The organism is Blautia marasmi (genome assembly GCF_900258535.1).
GTDB classification, from domain to species: domain Bacteria; phylum Bacillota; class Clostridia; order Lachnospirales; family Lachnospiraceae; genus Blautia; species Blautia hominis.
In genome coordinates, this window is the sequence record NZ_OIWX01000001.1 from 454,172 (window position 1) to 474,415 (window position 20,244).

General features: G+C 45.4%; 13 protein-coding genes and 2 pseudogenes. 5 read left to right on the top strand and 10 right to left on the bottom strand.

Annotated elements, in window-relative coordinates; all coding sequences use genetic code 11:
- Nucleotides 1–55 precede the first annotated feature (55 nt).
- From C6P39_RS01930 to C6P39_RS01970, 9 genes are all read right to left on the bottom strand, one after another.
- Nucleotides 56–1,378 (bottom strand): ABC transporter substrate-binding protein, encoded by a 1,323-nt coding sequence (locus C6P39_RS01930; RefSeq protein WP_095173656.1) that lies wholly within the window; start codon nt 1,376–1,378, stop codon nt 56–58.
- Between the two features lie 199 nt (nt 1,379–1,577).
- A complete protein-coding gene (locus C6P39_RS01935; RefSeq protein WP_104802596.1) occupies nt 1,578–3,284 on the bottom strand; it encodes a sensor histidine kinase in 1,707 nt (568 codons plus the stop codon).
- A 61-nt stretch (nt 3,285–3,345) separates the two neighbouring features.
- Complete coding sequence (locus tag C6P39_RS01940) at nt 3,346–4,839, bottom strand: response regulator transcription factor (protein WP_104802597.1); 1,494 nt, start codon at nt 4,837–4,839, stop codon at nt 3,346–3,348.
- 304 nt (nt 4,840–5,143) lie between these two features.
- Nucleotides 5,144–5,707, bottom strand: coding sequence for a biotin transporter BioY (locus C6P39_RS01945; protein ID WP_095173650.1), 564 nt, complete (start codon nt 5,705–5,707; stop codon nt 5,144–5,146).
- 141 nt (nt 5,708–5,848) lie between these two features.
- Nucleotides 5,849–8,071 carry a beta-glucosidase BglX gene (gene bglX / locus C6P39_RS01950; protein ID WP_104802598.1) on the bottom strand — a complete coding sequence of 741 codons (2,223 nt, stop codon included), beginning with the start codon at nt 8,069–8,071 and terminating at the stop codon, nt 5,849–5,851.
- 4 nt (nt 8,072–8,075) lie between these two features.
- Nucleotides 8,076–9,956, bottom strand: a complete 1,881-nt coding sequence (locus C6P39_RS01955) for a family 20 glycosylhydrolase (RefSeq protein ID WP_104802599.1) — start codon at nt 9,954–9,956, stop codon at nt 8,076–8,078.
- A gap of 40 nt (nt 9,957–9,996) precedes the next feature.
- Complete coding sequence (locus C6P39_RS01960; protein ID WP_104802600.1) at nt 9,997–10,890, bottom strand: carbohydrate ABC transporter permease; 894 nt, start codon at nt 10,888–10,890, stop codon at nt 9,997–9,999.
- A 16-nt stretch (nt 10,891–10,906) separates the two neighbouring features.
- Nucleotides 10,907–11,863, bottom strand: coding sequence for an ABC transporter permease (locus C6P39_RS01965; protein WP_104802601.1), 957 nt, complete (start codon nt 11,861–11,863; stop codon nt 10,907–10,909).
- Between the two features lie 87 nt (nt 11,864–11,950).
- The gene (locus tag C6P39_RS01970; protein ID WP_158661428.1) at nt 11,951–13,453 is read right to left on the bottom strand and encodes an ABC transporter substrate-binding protein; all 1,503 of its coding nucleotides are present in this window, start codon (nt 13,451–13,453) and stop codon (nt 11,951–11,953) included.
- Between the two features lie 257 nt (nt 13,454–13,710).
- Between C6P39_RS01970 and C6P39_RS01975 the strand changes: the two genes are divergently transcribed.
- The 5 genes and pseudogenes from C6P39_RS01975 to C6P39_RS28650 all read left to right on the top strand — a co-directional run.
- Complete coding sequence (locus tag C6P39_RS01975; protein WP_104802603.1) at nt 13,711–15,477, top strand: sensor histidine kinase; 1,767 nt, start codon at nt 13,711–13,713, stop codon at nt 15,475–15,477.
- Nucleotides 15,458–17,035, top strand: a complete 1,578-nt coding sequence (locus tag C6P39_RS01980; RefSeq protein WP_104802604.1) for a response regulator — start codon at nt 15,458–15,460, stop codon at nt 17,033–17,035. The genes C6P39_RS01975 and C6P39_RS01980 overlap by 20 nt, the downstream gene beginning before the upstream one ends.
- Before the next feature lie 80 nt (nt 17,036–17,115).
- A complete protein-coding gene (locus tag C6P39_RS01985; protein ID WP_158661429.1) occupies nt 17,116–17,385 on the top strand; it encodes a FeoA family protein in 270 nt (89 codons plus the stop codon).
- 49 nt (nt 17,386–17,434) lie between these two features.
- Nucleotides 17,435–17,851 (top strand): annotated as a pseudogene (locus tag C6P39_RS28645) (FeoB small GTPase domain-containing protein); the annotation flags it as partial.
- 270 nt (nt 17,852–18,121) lie between these two features.
- A pseudogene (locus tag C6P39_RS28650) lies at nt 18,122–18,472 on the top strand (ferrous iron transporter B); the annotation flags it as partial.
- A gap of 123 nt (nt 18,473–18,595) precedes the next feature.
- Here C6P39_RS28650 and C6P39_RS01995 read toward each other — a convergent pair.
- Complete coding sequence (locus C6P39_RS01995; RefSeq protein WP_104802606.1) at nt 18,596–20,230, bottom strand: recombinase family protein; 1,635 nt, start codon at nt 20,228–20,230, stop codon at nt 18,596–18,598.
- Between the last annotated feature and the right edge of the window lie 14 nt (nt 20,231–20,244).

Here is a 20,244-nt window from a genome sequence, read left to right on the forward strand (position 1 = left end):
TACTGTAATGGTTCACAGCCTCATAGCCGCCGGCAGATCACTTCCGGCAGTCCTTTTACTTTTCCAGATCCGGCTGTTTGATGAGCAGCTCATCTGTCATGGACGTGATCAGTTCATCTGCGGTGATACTGCCGTCCACGGATGCGTTGATGGTTTTCAGGGCAAGATTGTATGCATCATTGATATCCTGGTCGTATTTGCTTGGTTCCCTTACTCCCTTTATATTTGGCAGAACCTCCTGGGCAATTGCCTGCAGTACATCCTGACCGGCAAAGTACTCGTCCTCTCTGCTGTAGAAATCTGTCTGCTCATAAACCGGTTTATAGGGTGAAAAATTACCTTTGCAGTCCCTCTGCAGAATTGCTCCCTCCTCAGAACCAAACATAAATTTCACGTATTCTGCTGCTGCCTCTTTATTTTTACCTGCCTTTGGAACACCCATTACAGTTCCTCCCCAGGGGAACGGACCTCCCGGAGGAAGCATGAAGCCCCAGCGTCCCTGTCCGTCCTTATCATTGGGTTTGATGGTAAATTCAACGGACCAGTTAGCGCATGGATAGAAAATATCATTCTCCCCGGCATAGGAAGCACCTTCCTCCGCGGAGCTGAAATCCAGCACGTCTACAATCCCGGCCTTTTTCATTTCTATGAGTTTTTCAAAAATAGGCTTCATGGATGCTTCCAGATTGATCTTATCCCCATCCACAAAAGGTTCTGTGGACTGTCCCATAAGCATCTGCCCTGCGGCTCCGATACTGGAGAGCATGAATACCTGGCCTCCTGATTTTTCCTTCACTTCTTTTCCTTTTTCAATAAAGGAATCCCAGTCTGAGAGCATTGCCTCCAGTTCCTGCGGGTCATCGGTTCCGAGATATTCTTTGGCCAGTTCACGTTTATAGGCCATGCCGGCCACGGAGGGACATTCCGGCCCCACATACTGTCCGCTCTCTGATGTCTCCAGAGGGATCAGGTAGTCCAGCACCTGACTGGTGTCAAAATTATAGGGGTCCTTTGTTATGTCTTCCCAGATATCCAGAGACAGCAGTTTTCCTCTGTAGGTAGCCTCCAGCCACGCAACATCCGGCATTTCCCCGCCGCTGGCAAGCGTGGTCTGCAGTTTCTGTGTCATATCTTTGCTTTCCACGGCAACCATATTTACCTTAATTCCGGTAGCTTCCGTAAATCCGGCATTCATCTTCTTCCCATTGTCACTGGTATCCCAGCACCAAATGGTAATTTCCCGGTCTCCCTCTTCGCTTTTGCTTTCTTCTTTTGCTCCGCTTTCTCCGCTCTTTTCATTTTCTGAAGATGTACAGCCCGCAAGAGATGTAACTGCCAACATGGATGCCATGAAAATAGTAATCATCTTTTTCTTCATTTCCTTTTCCTCCTTTATTGTTCACGCATCTTTTTTACATCCTCAGTATAACTGTATAACCCGCACATAAAAATATGGGTATCCTTGGATTTTTTATACTTTTTACACTTATTTTCTTAGTTTCTATTACTTTTACACTGTAAATCATCTGCTTTTTTGTCATTTTTTATATATTTTTTGTAATTTTATACATATATCATCACACATCTCTTTCTTCTCTTGGTTTACTGAACGCAAAGGAAATAATAGTTCCGCCTCCCGGGCGCATCTCCATTTTCAAGGGCTGCACTTCCTCATAAATCAGCTTCAGTCTTCCATTTACATTAAACATGCCGATGTGCCCCCCGGTGCGCTCGCTTTCCAGACGAAGTCTGATGCTTTCCCTCTCCTCCTCCGTACATCCTACCCCGTCATCCTCAACGGTTATGTTTATCCGGTCGTCCTTTTGGGCGATCACGATTCTGAGCAGTGACGAGGTATTGCTTGGAATGATACCGTGAAAAATACTGTTTTCCACCAGGGGATAGAGAATCATCCGCGGGATCTGCCTGGACAGCAAGGTTTCGTCAATCTCCCACTTGATATTGGGAATATTTTTATAACAAATCTGCAGTACCTCCACATAGCGGCAGATATATTCCTTCTCCTCCTCAACTGATGCCATGGCTTGCAAGTCTGTGAGGAGCAGGGAACGGAGAAGCAGGATAAATGAACGGGTCAGGCGGATGATCTCCTGATAATCCTGTTTTCTGGCAAGGCAGATCACGGCATTCAGTGTGTTATAGATAAAATGTGGGTTTAACTGATAGGACAGCATTTTAAGCTGAGAGTCATATTGCTTTTTCTCACTTAACAGCAGTTTTTCTGTGTGTTCATTGATACTTTTCACCATAGAATTAAAAACATTGGCAGCCTGCTCACATTCATCCCCTGTATGGATCTCGATCCGCTCCTCACGGCTGCCTCCGGCTACGCTCTGCATCCCTCTCACAAGGGTGTCAAGAGGCGTGATGATCCTCTGCACCAGACCTGCCACCAGGCTCAGCATGACCAGAAGACTGATGACTATAATGCTGATAACAATATTATTCATCTGCCGCATGGTGCCTGAAATGTCCCCTTTTGCCACCTGGTAGCAGATGTACCATCCGTGTCTTCCTATGTTGTCTTTATAATATTCTTTCTCTGAAAGTACCCCTTCCAAGCCGGAATCTACATTGCTGTAGATCACTCTGCCGCTTTGGTCATGAAGCTCCATTCCGATTTCATCTTCGTCAAATACAAGGGGTGAAATGATCTTTTCCACATCCGCCAGGATGAACAATTTACCTCTCTTCACCCCGATCTGTGACTTATCAAAAATATCATTTACATAGGCAATTGTATTTTTTTCACCGTAGGACCTGTAATAATTCACCATATGCGGCACCAGAAATTCACCGCTTATATGGTCTGTCTGCAGCCTTTCATACAAGTCCTCCTTCATGAGCTGTTCGTACTGGTATCTGGTCTCCATTACAATACCGTCACTGTCCACAGCAAAGATATCCAGAATGATATTGTCTCTTAAGATCTGGTATTCCTTTAATTTTTTCTCCAGTGTCTGTATAACGGAATAGTATTCATAACTGCCTTCCCGGCGGTGTGTTTTCTCATCAAAGGCTTTCTGAACGGTCTCGTCAAATGTGATATTGCTTGCGTACAAACTGATCTCTTCCAGTGAATTAGATACCTGTTCCGCCATTTTTAATATCATAGACCTGTTTTTCTCAACCAGTGAAGTTTCGATCAATGGCTTCAGATACAGATATACCGCACCGCTGCACAGAACCACACAGATCATAATGGCGCTCAGCACCATGAGCAGAAGCCTTTTGTATATTTTAGACTTTTTTTGATAAAACATAACCTTTTCCCCTTTGTATTGCGCGCGTTCCTTTAATAATCCTTTGCATTGCGCGCGTCCTTTAATAATCCTTAGGATTTTTTCCGGTTTCTTTTTTAAATACTTTGCTGAAATACTGGACAGTCTGATACCCCACCATTTCACTGACTTCGTAAATCTTGTACTCTCCTGTTCTCAGCAGACGGATCGCATGGTTAATCCTCACCCTGGTCAGATAAGCGGAAAAGGTAGAACCTGTCTCTCTTTTAAAGAGCTGGGACAGATATATGGCATTCATACCCAAATCATCCGCCACATCACCCAGACTGATATCGCGGCTGTAATGCTGCTCGATGAAAGCTTTGATATAACGGACCTTTCCGGAGTATTTATGATCCGCACTGGTCTCCAGCATTCCAATGATCCCCTCATATTCTTTTATAAAGCTATAGATATCCATTTTCTGAAATTCTCTTTTGAATTTATCCAGCCGCTCTTCTATTTCCGGCTGTTCCATCACTGCACACCGGTGCATAATGAAATAGAGCAGCTTTTCGGATACCTTGCGCCAAATATAGAGATTACCGGTTCTGATCACACTCCGGCACAGGGTATTTTCAAGAGAATTTGAAAGATTTTTATAGGAATCCTTCTCAAGATTTTCTTCGATAAGTTTCATTACCTCTTTTATTTCCACCGGAAATTCTGCTTTTTCATCCTTTGGCACCTGATCCAAAATACAGATCCCTTTGTGAAAGACACGGCCTTTCATGATTTTTTCTGCTTCCTCTTTTGCGGGCAGTATATCCTTATTTTTTCTTATCATACCGCCTACGGATGCTGCCATTGACAACCCCATATGTGAAGAAAACAGGCTTTGCACCTTTGTCACAAATTCCTTTATCTGGCTATCCAGGTGCATCTCTGAGACGAAAGAGTGCACCCTGTAAAATATCAGGATCCCGCCTCCTGCATTCTTCATCACCCGGAGCTTTGAACCGGGTATCTCCGTTTCGATCAGTTCCCTTATCCCCTCCTCGTCGGGGTACATGAGAGGCTTTCCGATTTGTTCCAATAGGATCAAGACACTTTTTCCTATCCACTCTAATATGCTCTCATCGCTTTTGCTTATCTCATTTTTGCCCGCCAGAATTGTTTCCAAATACTGTTTCATTCGGACTTTTCGCATATTTTCCTTTGTTTTCAATGCTTCAATACAGCCGTTCAGTTCTCGCAGAAGCACTTCCTCATCAATCTCATATTTGAGTACAAACGTTCTGACACCCATCTGAAGTGCTCTTTTGGCAAGTTCAAATTCTTCATAAGCGGTCAGAAGTATGACTTCCGCCTCTATATTTTCTTTTTTCATCTGTTCCACAAGGTCAAGGCCTGTCATGACAGGCATTTTGATATCTGTTATTACAATGTCCGGGCGATACCGTTTGGCGTATTCCAACCCTATTTTCCCGTTCCTTGCGTCGGGAAGCAGTTCAAAACCGTATCGCTCCCAGTCAATCAGGCTAATTAAGTCTTCTCTTGTCAGGTCCATGTCCTCGACTATCAATACCTTATACATTTTCTCCCTCCGCCCATAATATTATTGTCTATTATAACGCATATTCAGAAAATTCCCCTTATATTTTTCATGTGTTTTTTACAGTTATTTAAGAAAATCCATGTATTTTCTGCGCACCGCATAAAAAAAAGACAGTGCCTGTATCACACTGTCTTTTAAATCCTGATCTTTTTATTCCCGCGAGCAACGAGCCAAGCAGCCATGCTTGCATGGATATTTGGCGACTGCCGCGAGGGTCAAATGCCCCGCAGCTCTGCCGCGTTACAAGATTGATGCCCCGTGAACTTGCTGTGGGGTCTTGGACTTATGCTGCTCGTCTCACAGCCTGCCGAAGTGCCGGCCCCACAGCCAATGCTGCCACGATCTTAATGAGATCACCCGGTATATAAGGAATCACGCCCGCAGCCAGACCCGCACCAAATGTCAGATTCGACTGCACGCACAACCATGCGGTCCCGAATATGTATGCTACCACAGTTCCCAGTATCATTCCCGCTGCCTGCAGCACTCTTTTTCCCTGAAATCTGTCCACAAAAAATCCGGCGATCCATGCCATGAAAATAAAACCGACCAGATATCCCCCTGTAGGTCCTGCCATTTTCGCAAAACCTCCGGTAAAACCAGAGAATACCGGTAGTCCCACCATTCCGATGAGCAGATAAACCAGATAACTGACCGTTGCCGAATTGGCTCCAAGCACAAAGAGACTGAAATAAACTGCCAGGTTGGTAAAACTGATCGGCACGGGACTAAACGGCAGCGGTATGGCAAGAGGACCTAAGATGCAGGTCACCGCTGTCATAAGCGCGATCATGGTCATCTGTCTGATGCTTATTTTTTTGTTTTTATTGGGCATTGCTGTTTCCATATACTTTTCCTCCGTTAAGAAATACTTTTTTCTTCACATAGGAGAAGTATAAACAATCCGTCTTTAATTGTCAACTATTTATTATTTTTAAGTTTACATTCTTCTGTAACAGGTTTCTTCCGCACCTATCTGGCTCCCCTCTCAGCAGAGTATAAAACCTGCCTGATTTTCTGTCCTGCTGTCCGTCCCTACAAAAACCAGGAATTCTCCGGCCTCACTGACAAATTGGTGGTTCTCTGTATGGAATCTGAGCATTGGCTCCTCTATTGAGAATCTGACCGTCCTCTCTTCTCCCGGTTCCAAGGTCACTTTTTCAAATCCCTTCAGTTCTTTTACCGGACGCACAACGCTGGCTGCCACATCTCTGATATAAAACTGAACAGTCTCCGTCCCTTTGCACGTCCCCACGTTCTTCAGATTTACACTTGCCTGGATAGTTTCCCCTGCCTTCAACTTCCGTTTATCCAGTCTTATCTGTGACAGAGAAAACCTGGTATATCCGAGGCCATAGCCAAAAGGATAAAGAGGTTCATTTGGAATATCAAGATATTTAGAGCGGAAACGTTCCTGCACCCCTTTCTGATTCGGCCTTCCTGTAGAGAACTCATTGTAATGGACAGGCACCTGGCCCACGCAGTATGGAAAACTCATAGGCAGCCTGCCCGAAGGGTTTTCTTTTCCGGTCAGTACATCCACTACGGCATTTCCCCCCTCCGTTCCGGGACGCCACACCACAAGCACGGCTCTGGCCTTCTCAGTGATTTCCCTGATATCCAGAGGGCGGCCGCAGAACAGGATCACAATAATATTTTTATTCACCTCATACACTGCGCGGAAAAGCTCCATCTGCACCTCAGGGATTGATATCTGTGCACGGCTGGCAGCCTCACCGCTCTGAAGATAGTGTTCTCCCAAAGGCATAATGACTGTCTCAGCTTTTTTTGCTGCCTCCACAGCTTCCTTTCGCATTTCCTCTTCTTCTTCCCGGGTCAGCATTCCAAATTCATCCCCCGTAAATCCAGTTAGTCTCTTCTCACTCCCTTTACTATCAGTTCCCAGCACAGGAGAACCTTTTCTGTATTCCGTACGGCTGCGGTCAAAAACCTCCCGGGCAGCCGCTTCTATACTCACACAGTCTTTATCATCCCCGGTAAAAGCCCAACTGCTTTTTATCTGTCTGCTGTCTGTATATGGTCCGATGAACGCAGTACTTTTTTCCGTATTCACAGGCAGAATACCATCATTTTCAAGGAGAACAAAGGACTTTACAGCAGCCTCTCTTGCAAGCGCCCGGTGTTCCTCACACAAAAGTATCTCCTTTTCCTTCTTGGCATCTGCATCTTTGTAAGGATTTTCAAATAGTCCCAGTTTATTTTTAAGTTCTAAAATCCGCATGACAGATTGGTCGATCCGGGCTTTCTCTACCATACCTTCCTCTGACAGCTCCCTCAAATTGGCGGTATAGACATTCGTCATCATATCAATATCAACACCGGCTTGGACTGCTTTCACCGCTGCCTCCCGGCAGTCCTTGGAATTTCCGTGCGCAATCGTCTCTAAAATAGCGGAAAAGTCTGAAATCAGCACCCCGTCAAATCCCATCTCTTCCCTCAAAACATCCCGCATCAGCCATCTGTTTGTACTGGCCGGAATACCATTAATGGTATTAAATGATGTCATGACCATTGCAGCTCCCGCATCAATTCCGGCCTGATAAGCCGGAAGATAGTACTCACGGAGTGTGTGTTCAGACAGCTCCACCGTGTGATATTCTCTTCCCGCCTGGACCGCCCCGTAGGCTGCGAAATGTTTCACACAGGCTGCCACCTTATACGGCCTGCTTAAATCATCCCCCTGAAATCCTTCCACCATAGCCTTTGCAAAAAGGCTGTTGAGCCATGGATCCTCCCCGGTAGATTCCATGACCCGCCCCCACCTGGCATCCCGGACTAAATCCACCATTGGTGCAAATGTCACATGAAGACCCGCTACTGCCGCCTCTTTTGCCGCTGCCGCTGCACATCTTTTTGCAAGTTCCGGCTCAAAGGATGCTGCCTGCCCCAGTGGTATGGGAAATATGGTCTTCATGCCATGTATAATATCCATCATAAACAGCAGCGGAATGTGGTGCGGATGTTTTTCCATATAATTTTTTTGTATTTTCATCAGCTTCTCCGCTCCGCAGGTTCCCAATATGGAGCCAGCCATACTCACATCTTCCCCGGTAATCCCCAGCTGCTCATCCGGTCCCGTCAGAACACTGTCTGCATCCTGATAAAAGGCCCCTGTGAGCTGAAGCATCTGGTCAATCTTTTCCTGCAGCGTCATGCTGTCCAAAAGACTTTTCAATTTTTCTGTTTTCATATTTTTATGACTCCGTTGTCTCTGTTTTTTCTTTTATCTGCGCAAGAAGAGACGTAAATCCCCGCAGGCTGTCCTCAAGACCGTCGGTTTTATTTCTCTTTGGCCACAATTCTCTGTGCTTTTTGCATAGCGCCTCAATCTCCGCCTCCAGTCCGGTGCCGCGTTCTAGTCCATAACAAAATGCTCTGGTACGAGTGGCGGCCCGTGCCATGGCAAGTCCGTTTTTCATCTCCTCTTTTAAGAGTTCACCATCACGACATGCGGGGAGTGACTTCTCCGCCTGTTCTGTCAGAGAATCCAAGTATTCCAGAATAGCTCTCTCCTCCATCTCCCTGCGCCCTGCGTACGCCTCCTCACAGGGAAGATACACACATGGTTCCACAAAAAAGCGCATGGAATCCACCATATTTTTAATAGAAATATCAAACTGCTCCCGGCTGACACAACCGGTCTGGAGTGTCATAAATGCCAGGGTCCGGCACGGGAATAAGAACTCTTCTCTCCTGTTGTAACGACCTGCATCCAGACATATCTGCCCGAAAGTACCTGTCTCATCCATGAACACATACCGACTCAGTGCTTCCGCAAGTTCCTCCTCTTTTACAAGCTCCCTGTTCCAGGCCCCTGCAGCCCCATACAGAAATCCGGGCAGGGAAAACAGGGAATACTGGAGATGTCCGAAATCTCCCCAGTCTGTGATCATCAGTCCCCTGGCGTTATAATCATAGGCAGCAGACACTGCATTCTCGATGCATTTCATCATATTGTCGGTGATTCCGGTAAAACTGCACCAACTGTTTGTACCTGGACAAAGATAAAATTCAAGACCTGCGTCGCAAAGTCTTTCAGCTCTTTTACGCACCGGATGCTCCGTCTCATATCCCCAGTCAAGAACGATTATATCTTTTGGCAATTTTCCGGCAGCATCCTCCTCCTTGCTGAGAACATCCCCCCACATCATCATCTTATGCCCGCGCTCACGGACTTTTTCACAGAGCCGTTTTACATAGTCAAGGTATATACTTACAACACCTTCTTTTTCTGCTCTTTCTTTGTTTTTTCCATATCCCAGGTCAAATGTCTCATCTAAATCCGCATTGAACATATGTGAGCAGTAACAGGGTAACAAATCATCCAGCATTCGCTCGATCAGCTCCAGGGATTCCGGGTTCGAGGGGTCCATAGTAGTAGGCGGAAGTACGGTTCCTTTAATCTGAAGCCCTCCCGGATTCTCCGCCAGCCGCCCAAAATCTTCCGTCTCCAGCCAGGCGGTCATATGTCCCAGACAGTTCTGATTGGGAACCAGTTCTATGAAGCGCTCCGCGCAATAGGCGTCCAGTTCCTTTATTTCCGCCGGCGTCAGATAATCTTTTGCCCTTTTTTCCCAAAGCTTTTGAAAAGAAGGATAAGCAAAAGAAAAGCCCTCCACATAGAGCTGAAGCTGGTTTATCTTCAGACTTGCGAATAAATCGATGCTTGCTTTCAAACCCTCCACAGAAGGTACTTTACCCCGGGAAATATCTATCATCACAGCCCGGTCAGAAAGTCCGGGATGATCCTCTATACGGCAGCACTCTATTTTTCCCTTGCAGGAAAGCACAATCTGGCGCAGAGTCATCATGGCATAAAAGGCTCCGGCAGGTGAACCATAAGAAATCTCCATTCCCTCCTCCGCAATTTCCATAACATACTCTTCTTTCTGCATTTCCCTCTTTTCTGTAAACTTTATATTCCCTTCTGTGCCTACTATCTCCGGCCAGACAGAAGCAAGCGGTGCCAGCAGTTCCCCCGGCAGGCTTTCCCTTTGCACTGCCGCCCTGCCGGTAAAATAACCTGCCTCCTGTATATATACCTGAGGCTTTGGGATCAAACATATTTTTTTCATCTGATGCTCTCCTTTCTATTCCTCCCTTTTCCGGGCGCACTCACCCCTTTACAGCTCCCATTGCAATTCCCTTTGCGAAGTATTTCTGCAGAAACGGATACAAGATTAAAATAGGCACCATGGCAATAAACGCAATAGCCATTCTGACACTGGTGCTTGGCAGGGGGCCCATAGACATGGCTGTGGTAATTGTGGAGTTGCCGCTCTGCAGAAACTGAATGTCGCTGATCATTTTATTTAACAAATTCTGTATTCCCCACAGATCCGGATCGGATATATAATAAAGGCCATTTGTCCAGTCGTTCCAGTACCCAAGGCCTGCAAACAACCCAACCGTCACCAAAATGGGCTTTCCCAGGGGAAGCACAATTCTTGTAAATACTGTAAAATGCCCTGCTCCATCCACCTCTGCGGCTTCAAAAAGAGCTTCCGGGATATTATTGGAAAAATAAGTCCGAATCAGCAGTACATTCACAGCGCTCATCAAAAATCCGGGGACGATCATAGCAATAATCGTATTTTTGATGTGAAAGGTGCCGGTATACATCATATAAGTGGGCACCAGACCTCCGTTAAACAGCATGGTAAAAAAAACAAAAAAGGAAAAAAAGCTACGCCCCGGCAGTTTTTTCAGAGACAGGGGATAAGCCAGCATGGATGATAAAAACACATGCAGCGCAGTTCCCACTATGGTCACGCCTATCGTTATGGCATAAGCCCTGAAAATTTTATTACTGTTAACAAAAATATACCTGTACGCCTCCAGGCTCAGTTCCTTTGGAAACAGAGTGTACCCGTCCCGTACCAAGGTCCCTTCCTTTGTTATGGATGATAGGAATAACAGGAGGAAAGGCAGTATGATCACAATTACTAGTAAAATCAAAAAAATATTAGCCAATATCTGATAAACTCTTTCGTTTTTGCTGATATGCATCTGTTCCTTCCTCCTCTTAAAATAGCGCGTCTTCTCGGCTGATCTTCCTGACTATCAGGTTTGCCGCCAGCACAACTGCAAAGCCGATCAAAGACTGATAGAATCCTGCGGCTGCCGCCATGGGGATATTACCTGAGTTCAGAAGCGCGCGGTAAACATAGGTATCCAGTGTATTCGTGGTGGAATATATCAGTCCGGAATTCTGCGGTACCTGGTAAAACAGGCTGAAATCAGAATAAAAGATCCGTCCGATATTCAGCATGGTCAGGGTAATGACACTGCTTTTGATTCCCGGAAGTGTTACATTCCTGATCTGCTGCCAGCGCCCTGCCCCGTCCAGCTTGGCGGCCTCATAGAGAGAGGGGTCTATCCCGTTAATGGAAGCTATATAAATGAGACAGTTATAGCCCATACCTTTCCAAAAATTTACCAGGATCAGAATAAAGGGCCAATACTGCGCAGAGGCATACCACTGCACAGGTTCCATACCAAGGGCAGGCAGCAGGCTTTTATTCAGAAGGCCATTCTCATTGGATAAAATAGCGAACACAATGTAAGAAACAATAACATATGACATTAAAAACGGCAGTAATATAGAACTTTGGTACAGCCGCTTTAATTTGCGGGATGCAATATCGCAGATAAGGATTGCGATAAAAATTCCCGCAGCTGTGTTGATGACAATAAAAGCCAGGTTATATAAAATAGTATTGCGGGTGATGATCCATGCGTCTTTTGTCACAAACAGATATTCAAAATTTTTCAGCAGTGGGTCTGCCCACTCACTGTTCCAGATTCCGTCCGCAAAATTCACATTTTTAAACGCGGCGATCAATCCCGCCATAGGTATGTAATTATTAATAAACAAATATGCAAGTCCGGGCAGCATCATCAGATAAAGGGGAATCCAGCGTTTCCATTTTTTGAAACGGCCTTTTCCCGTCCGATGGTGACAGACAGCAGTATTCGACATAAGAATTTCCTCCTGTAGTTCAAAGAGGCGCCGCCTTTTTCTGCGGCGCCTCAGTATTAGGTTTCCAGGTGACTGCTGCTTTTAGGCCTACTGTTTTGCCAGCCAGTCGTCCAACTGCTGCTGTTTGGCTTCCATGACTTTGTCAAGTCCCGCAGCCTTTAAATCTGCCAGAAACTGTGGAAGAACCTCATCCGGGTTAACAGAACCGGTATTCAAAGCATCTATATACTGACCCTTCACATTGTCCAAAGCAGCAAGTTCATTAGCCAGGGCGGTTCCGTCATAGGTGAATCCGTAAGCACAGGACTTCTTTGCCTCTTCGTTCAGTTTGGTGACCTGCTCTCCCACATCCAGGGGAAGCCCTTCCCACACATCAGATATATATTGATTGGGGAGCATGAATCCAAAATAAGCGTTGTAAGGATCACTGTTTTTATCCATTCCGTCAGGGAATGTCACATGTTTGTCCTCTGTGAGTTTGTAATGCTCCCCTTCAATACCCCAGTTCAGAAGGTTAGCCACTTCCGGATTTCCGTAAATGTAATCCAGCATCCGGAACGCTTTTTCCGGCTGCTCGGAGTTGCGCGCCACTGCCCAGTAGAATCCTGCGGTAAAGCTGCTGGTTGTGAAAGCATCATACAGCGGAACCACTGCCATCTCTGTCTTATAGGCAACAGAAGCCTCATTGGCAATGGCGGGCTGGTAGGTGGAAACCAGGCTGAACGCCTTGCCGTTGCTCATCTGTACTTCAATAGAATCTGTGGTCGTTGCCGCATCTTTTCCTATCCATCCTTTTTGTGCCCAGCGGTACTGGCGGTCCAGGAAGGCTTTGTAAGCGTCACTGGCATACCAGTTTTCCACCACCGGTTTCTCCCCGTAATTAAGCAGTACCCCGTAGCCGTCCCCTAATGGATCACACTGATACCATTCTGAATCAAATTTCTGTCCTTTACCCATAGCCAGCATAGCGGCTTCCGGGTGATTTTTGGCTACCACCTCGTAAATCCCTTCCAGGTCATCAACACTTTTGATATCCTCTTCTTTGAATCCGGTTTCCTCCAGCCAGTCCTTTCTCACCATGATGGATGCCTGACGGTACCAATCACAGACATTTGGAATTCCGTAGACAAATCCATTAATATTGGCTACTTTTGCATTGTCACCCATATTTTCCTTGATATTAGTGCCATACTTGTCTATCATTTCACTCAGATCATACACCGCCTGGGTGGAAACAAAATTAGCTGCCTGATATGATTGTCCCACCATCAGGTCCAGCTTCTCCCCTCCTGACAGCATCAGGCGCTGCTGCTCATTGGCATTTGCCCAGGGTACCAGCATAATATCCAGCTTCATATTGAGGTCCTTCACCGTCAGCTTGTTGATGGCCTCCTCCACTTTCTGTTCATCATCCTGGGTATTTCCTATGAACATCATGGTCACCGTATAAGGTTCCTCCCCGTCCTTCTGTTCATTTCCGGCTGATTCCGTTTTACTTTTCTCCCCTGTATCCGAAGAGCTGCCACATCCGGCAAGCATGGAAACTGCCAGCACGGAAGTCATAAGTCCTGCGATCCATTTCGTTTTCATCTTCATTCTCCTTTTTGTAATTCCAGGCGTCTGCCTGTTTTGTGACTTCATTGTACTTCCGGTCTTCTTTACTTTCAATTATAAAACCGACATCCTTTTATCACAAAACCGTGCTCCTTTTCAAAGCACAAAATTACGTCGTTTTTCTTATAATTTTCCATCGCTTTCGTGATTGAATTCACATTTTCAAACGTGTATAATTAAACATTACTATAAATCCATATAGAATTACAGGCATAAATCCGGGAAGGGTATATATGAAAAAAGAACGTAAGAAAAAAACACATTCCGCATTTGGACGGCACAAACTTCTGCTCTTTATGATCATGGCTGCCACGGCTCTGGAAATCAGTGTCAGTCTGTGGGCTATCCACATGGTCCAAACGCAGACTGCCCAGAGTGCCAGTGTTATGGTACAGAATCGTATGGAACAGGTGGAGAATAACTTTTTCTTACTGAATCAGCATTTGAAGCAGACATTGGTAACACAGGGTCAGGATATGGTTCTGTCTCAAGCGCAAAGCGAAGACAGGCTTGCCAGAATACAGGCACGACAGACCCTTCTTGACAGCATGTTCTATCTCTCAGGTAACTCCGGCAACGAATACTCTCTCTTCTATTATTTTTCAGACAGCAGGGAATTTTTAACCGCTGTACACTCCAGGTATATTGCCTATTCCCAGAGGGAAGAACTTGAAAACGCCATAATACGTCTCCTGGATTCCGGTTACCATCCAAGCAGTGTATCTGATCAGTGGACTCTGCTTCCGGCAGGTGATACTTATTATGCTGTCCGCCTGTACCAGTATCATGATGTGTGGAACGGAAGCTGTATACCCGCCGAAGCCCTCATAAAACCTCTGTTGGATATTTATCCCGAAAGCATCAGCTTTCCTGTATTGTTTACTGAAAACGGAACACTTGCCGCAGGTACTGAAAACCTGTCCCGTGAAAACCTTCCTCCTCAAAAAGCCCTCGCCGGCAGCGGCCCCTTCTGGTACAAAGGAAAACGGTGGCTGGCTGTAGATTCTTCTGTATCGGACACCGGCTTTCAATTAAAGCTGTTTATCAAAGATTACGGACAGTTTGAGAAGGCTGTCTTGTTTCAGACCGGTGTTCTGGTGGTTATTGTTGTACTGTTAAGCACTGTGATACTCACCATGTCCTACACACAGAAAAAAATACTGAAGCCCCTCAGCCAGTTTACGGAAAGATTGAAACGTTATGACCCGGATAAACCCGTGCTGCTGGAAATGAGTTCAGAACTGGAGGAATTATCCACAGCCAGCCGGCAGTTCAATAACCTTACAAAAGAAATTAACCGTCTGCGGATCAATGCCTACGAAAACGAACTGGAACGACAGAAAATACAGATGGACTATATGCAGATGCAGATCAAGCCACACTTTTTCCTGAACAGCCTGAATCTGATCCACTCCATGGCCTGTCATGGAAATTGTCAGGATGTGGTGCGGTTAAGTGAAGTTACTGCCAGCTATCTGAGATATATTTTCCAAAGTGATGTATCTTTCGTAAAACTCAGCCAAGAGTTGGATCATCTTCGGGATTATCTGTCTATTATGAAAATCCGTTACCCGGAGCATTTCCGGTATGAAATTTTTGCAGAGGATGAAGCCCTGTATCAGGCGGTACCACCTCTTCTACTTCAAACCTTTGTGGAAAATTCCGTAAAATATGGAATCACGTCAGATAAAAAAATGGAAATCAGTATCTCCGCTCTGATCGAATTCACGGAAACATCCGCTCAGGAGGAAATGCTGACCGTATTTATCACAGACAACGGCCCAGGATACCCCGAAGACTGTCTGCGTATATGGAACCAGGGAAAAGACCTGGAAAGAAACGGCAGTTCCCATATTGGAATTGCCAATGCGTCAAAACGTCTGAAGCTGTTTTATTATGGAAATGCCGTAATGAAATTATACAACAGCCCACTGGGAGGCGCTGTTACAGAACTGCATCTCCCCTGTAAGGAGGATAAGAATGAATATACTGCTGGTTGATGATGATATCCTGATGCTGCAGGATCTAAAAGAAATACTGGATTACAGTGCTCTTGGATTTGACAAAGTTTATACCGCAGAGAATACCGCCTCTGCACTGAAAATGATCGCACAGGTTCCTGTGCATATCATTATATGTGATATTGAAATGCCGGGCAGCAGCGGACTGGATTTCATGGAAACACTGCAGAGATCAGGAACAGGCATTCCCTGTATTCTGTTGACAAGCTTTGCCCGTTTTGAGTATGCCCGCCGTGCCATAGACTTGAATGTAGTGGAATATCTGTTAAAGCCGGTCTCTGCAGAACCTCTGCAAAATGCTGTAAAGAAAGCAGTGCACCGACTGAAACTATCCCATCAGTTAAGTGATGCCAAGAAGTACCGCCAATATTGGCTGGATGAAGAAAAAAACACAGCGGAATATTTCTGGAGCAAAACTGCCAGAGGTTCTCTGGCTGAAGTTTATTCCCTGCCCCGGAAACTGGGTTACAAAGAAACACAGCTTTTCATACCTGTTCTGATCGAGGCCTTTCAGGATGCAAAGCACAGCCAAATAGATGACCCCATGTGGGAATACGCGGTTAAAAATGTAGGTTACGAGATTCTGGAACAGGAACATTTGCTGCCCCGATGTGTCATTGCTCTGCATCCGGGCCGCTGGCTGGCAGTGGTGAGTATTATAAACGGACCGGAGACTGACATCTCCCCTCTGGAAGAACAGCTTGAAGTCCTGCAGGAAACTGCGGAAAAATTCATGCACATGAAACTCTGCATCAGCGCAGGCAGTGCCGTTACTTATAAGCATATTTATCAGGAAATATCCGAACTCGGAAATCTGCTGGACAGCACCATGGACCGAAAAGGCAGAATCCTGCACAAAACCCATACCCTCCCGCGGGGCACCAGTTGTACCCAGTCTGAAATCAGACTCTGGGAAACACTGCTGCAGTCAGCAGACAAAGAAGATTTGAAAAGAAGCCTGTACACATTTCTGCAGTCAAAAGCATCCCTTCTCACACAGGAAAATATGCAGGAAATCCGTCAGGATTTTGCCCAGATGGTCTACAGTTTTTTAAAACAGAAGGAGATCCAGGCCCATCGGCTTTTCGGTGACAGAGACAGTGACCAGATGTATCAAAACGCAGTCAGAAGTATTGACCATATGTACGCTTACTGCAGCTATCTGATCGAACGCGCACTCTGCTATGCCAATATCACAGATAACTCAAAAAGTGCTGTAGATATCATACGGAATTATCTGGATACCCACTATGCGGAAGATATCCAGCGGAATGATCTATCAGATCTTGTATTCATCAGCCCTGATCACCTGTCCAGACTGTTTAAAAAAGAAACAGGGATGTCACTCATGCAGTATATGACAAAAAAACGCATCTCTGCAGCATGCAGTCTTCTGGCGGAAAGCCGTATGCCTGTCAATAAAGTGGCAATTCAGGTTGGGTATGGGAATTTTGCATATTTTTCTAAGATTTTCAGGGAGATCACTGGTAAGTCACCAATGAATTACAGGAAACAAGCGCAAGAAAAGAATCTATAAACAGAACTTCTTTCTTCCCTCTGCATACTATACAATAGATTCTCCCGTCCGGGATTTCCCGGCCTGAAATGGAGGAAAAAATGTCTCTTACTCCGCTCTTTACCCTGTCTCCCGACGAGTCAGGGATCGTTAAAACAATTCAGACAGACAATGCCAGTACGGCGCAGCAGCAGACCATCAAACGCCTTATGGATTTGGGGTTGATTGAAAATACCAAAGTTACCTGTGTTGGAGTGAGCGCCTTTGGAAGTCCCAGAGCTTTTCTGATCCGGGGAGCTGTCCTGGCCTTGAGAAAAGAAGAGGCTTCTCTGATCCTTGTTGAAAAGATCAAAGACAAAAGCGTGCTGTAACATGCTTCTGTTGATATGAATTAAGAGGTGATTAGTTCTGAAAAAAGAAATGAAAAAGGAGTTTCCACTCCGTAATATAGCATTGATTGGCAATCCCAATGTAGGCAAGAGCACTGTATTCAATGCACTCACAGGCATGCATCAGCATACCGGAAACTGGTGCGGCAAGACAGTGGAATGTGCTGCCGGGAACCGCGTCTTTCACGGAAAAGAATATCGTTTTGTAGACTTGCCCGGGTGTTATTCTCTCTCCTGCCGCTCCAGTGAGGAGGAGATTTCCAGGGATTATATACTGCAGAGTCATCCGGATGTGGTGGTCGCTGTCTGCGACGCCACCTGTCTGGAAAGGAATCTCAATCTTGTTCTCCAGATTTGTGCCGTGACACCACATGTGCTGCTGTGCGTAAATCTCATGGACGAGGCCAGGAAAAAGCACATCCGGATAGATTTTCAGCGTCTTCATAAGGAGCTGAAGATTCCTGTAATCGGCATAGCTGCCAGGAGCAGAAAGGGCCTTGAACGCATATTCGGCGGGATTGAAGACGCCCTGTCCAACCAAAAAGCCGTCACCCCAATTCCTGATATTTACTGTCAGAATGCGGAAATGTGCTGTGCATCCGCGGAATACTGCGGCACCTATGTCCAGCAGGCAGCAGGTATCTGCAAAGCCTGCGTCACTTTGGAAAATCCAGATTATGCCAGAAAAGACAGGAAACTGGACAGGGTTTTCACCAGTAAATGTACTGGTTTTCCCATTATGCTGCTTTTCCTTCTCTGCATTTTCTGGATCACCATTGTGGGGGCCAATGTCCCGTCTGATCTGCTGAACAAAGGGCTGTTCTGGCTGGAACCGCATTTTTACCGTGGGCTTATTACGCTTGGCCTTCCCGAAATTTTCTGCCAGGTTCTGATTTACGGAGTATACCGGGTTGCTGCCTGGGTTGTAAGTGTCATGCTTCCCCCCATGGCCATTTTCTTTCCGCTTTTTACTCTGCTGGAGGATTACGGATACCTTCCCCGTGTAGCCTTTAACCTGGACCATTGTTTTCAGAAATGCCGTGCCTGCGGGAAACAGGCGCTTACCATGTGGGTGGTTGGTATCTGTATGCTATTTCCGCTGTAAAACCCCTTATTTTTATACAATCATGTACAGTTTTGCACAATATACTCAAAAAAACGCTCTAAATCCGTAACAATCTCAAGTACAGTATCACATGGTATATGTCCTGCTCAATGGTGCATGATTGAAACGAAAATAGATTTTCACTTCCTGTTTCTTTATCTTTGTGTTATCTTTTTTTTCATATTTTCCCTGGGTAATTTCAATATGATCAACCAACCGGTACAACAGGTCTTCGGTAAGTTCGGTGGGCTCTGCAATATCATTCAGTAATTTTTTTAATTTACTGATTGGATTTTCCTGCTCTCTGCTTTTATCCTGATTGTTTAGAACCTCCAGTCTTTCCGAAATCTCTTCACTTTCAGACTCATATTTCCGAAGCATCTTTTTCAGTCTGTCTGCGTTAATAATTTCTGCTACATAATCCTCATATAATTTCTCAATTAATATATCCAGTTCTCGGCTGCGTTTCTTCAAAGAGGCAGTTTCTTTTCCTTTATCTGTGAAGGAAACTTGCTTTTTCATACGGTTCTGTACCTTTTCCAGTATGTCTTTTTCGTCCTGCTGTGACACCCGAACAAGCTCCTGAATACTGGTAAGGACAATACTGCACAAGGTATCATAATCAATAAAATGATTGCTGCATTCTTTGCTCCCATATAGCTTATATCCGCCACAGGCAAGATTAGCGACTGCACCTTTTTTACGTGTGCCGACTGCAGACATATTTCTTCCACAGTCCGCGCATTTTGCCATACCGGTAAAGATATTGTGGAATTTTCCCTTTTGGCAGCAGGTCCGCAGTTTACTCCTCCGTGCAGCTAATTCAAATAAGTCGCGGCTGACTAATGGGTCATGTGTGTTTCTCACTATATACCAGTCCTCTTTGGGGTTTGCTATTGTCATATCACTTTTGAATGAAACTTTTGTGGTTTTCCCCTGAGCCATATCCCCTACATAGACAACGTTTCTCAGCATTTTTATTATGGTAGAAGAAGTCCATTCCTGCCGTTTCGAGAAATTTTCTATGTTCAGATCAGGATTCCGGAGACAACGATATTGTGCCGGTGTTAATACCTTTCGTCTGTTTAAATCCCTTGCTATCTGTACCGGCAGTTCCCCGTTTCCCGCTTTTTGGAAGATTTCTCTCACGATCTCACCGGACACGTCATCTATGATCAAATGGTGCTTATCCTCCGGGTCCCGCTGATATCCATAAGGAGCATATGCCCCTATATAGGCCCCCTCTTTCATGTGGGTCAAGAATGATGAACGGATCTTTTTGCTGATGTCTCTGGCATACATCTCATTGATAATATTCTTAAAAGGAGCAATATCCGTATAGGGACTCTCAGAGTCATACCCGTCATTAATTGCTATATATCTCACCTTTTTTGCCGGAAAATATATCTCCGTATACTGACCGGCAAGAATATAATCACGGCCAAGTCTGGATAGATCTTTCGTAATGACCATATTGACCTTTTTATCCTCAATATCCCGAATCATCCGTTTGAATCCCGGTCTCTCAAAGGTCGTACCGGAAACACCGTCATCTATATATTCATCATAGACTAAATACCGGTTTTCCTGTGCATAAGCCCTGAGCATCTTTCTCTGGTTTGTAATGCTTGAACTTTCGTTGTCTCCATCATCATCCCTGGAAAGACGCATATAAAGTGCTGCTGAATAATATTTGGAATCAGGTAGCCTTTTGCCTTCCATATATTCTCCTTTCC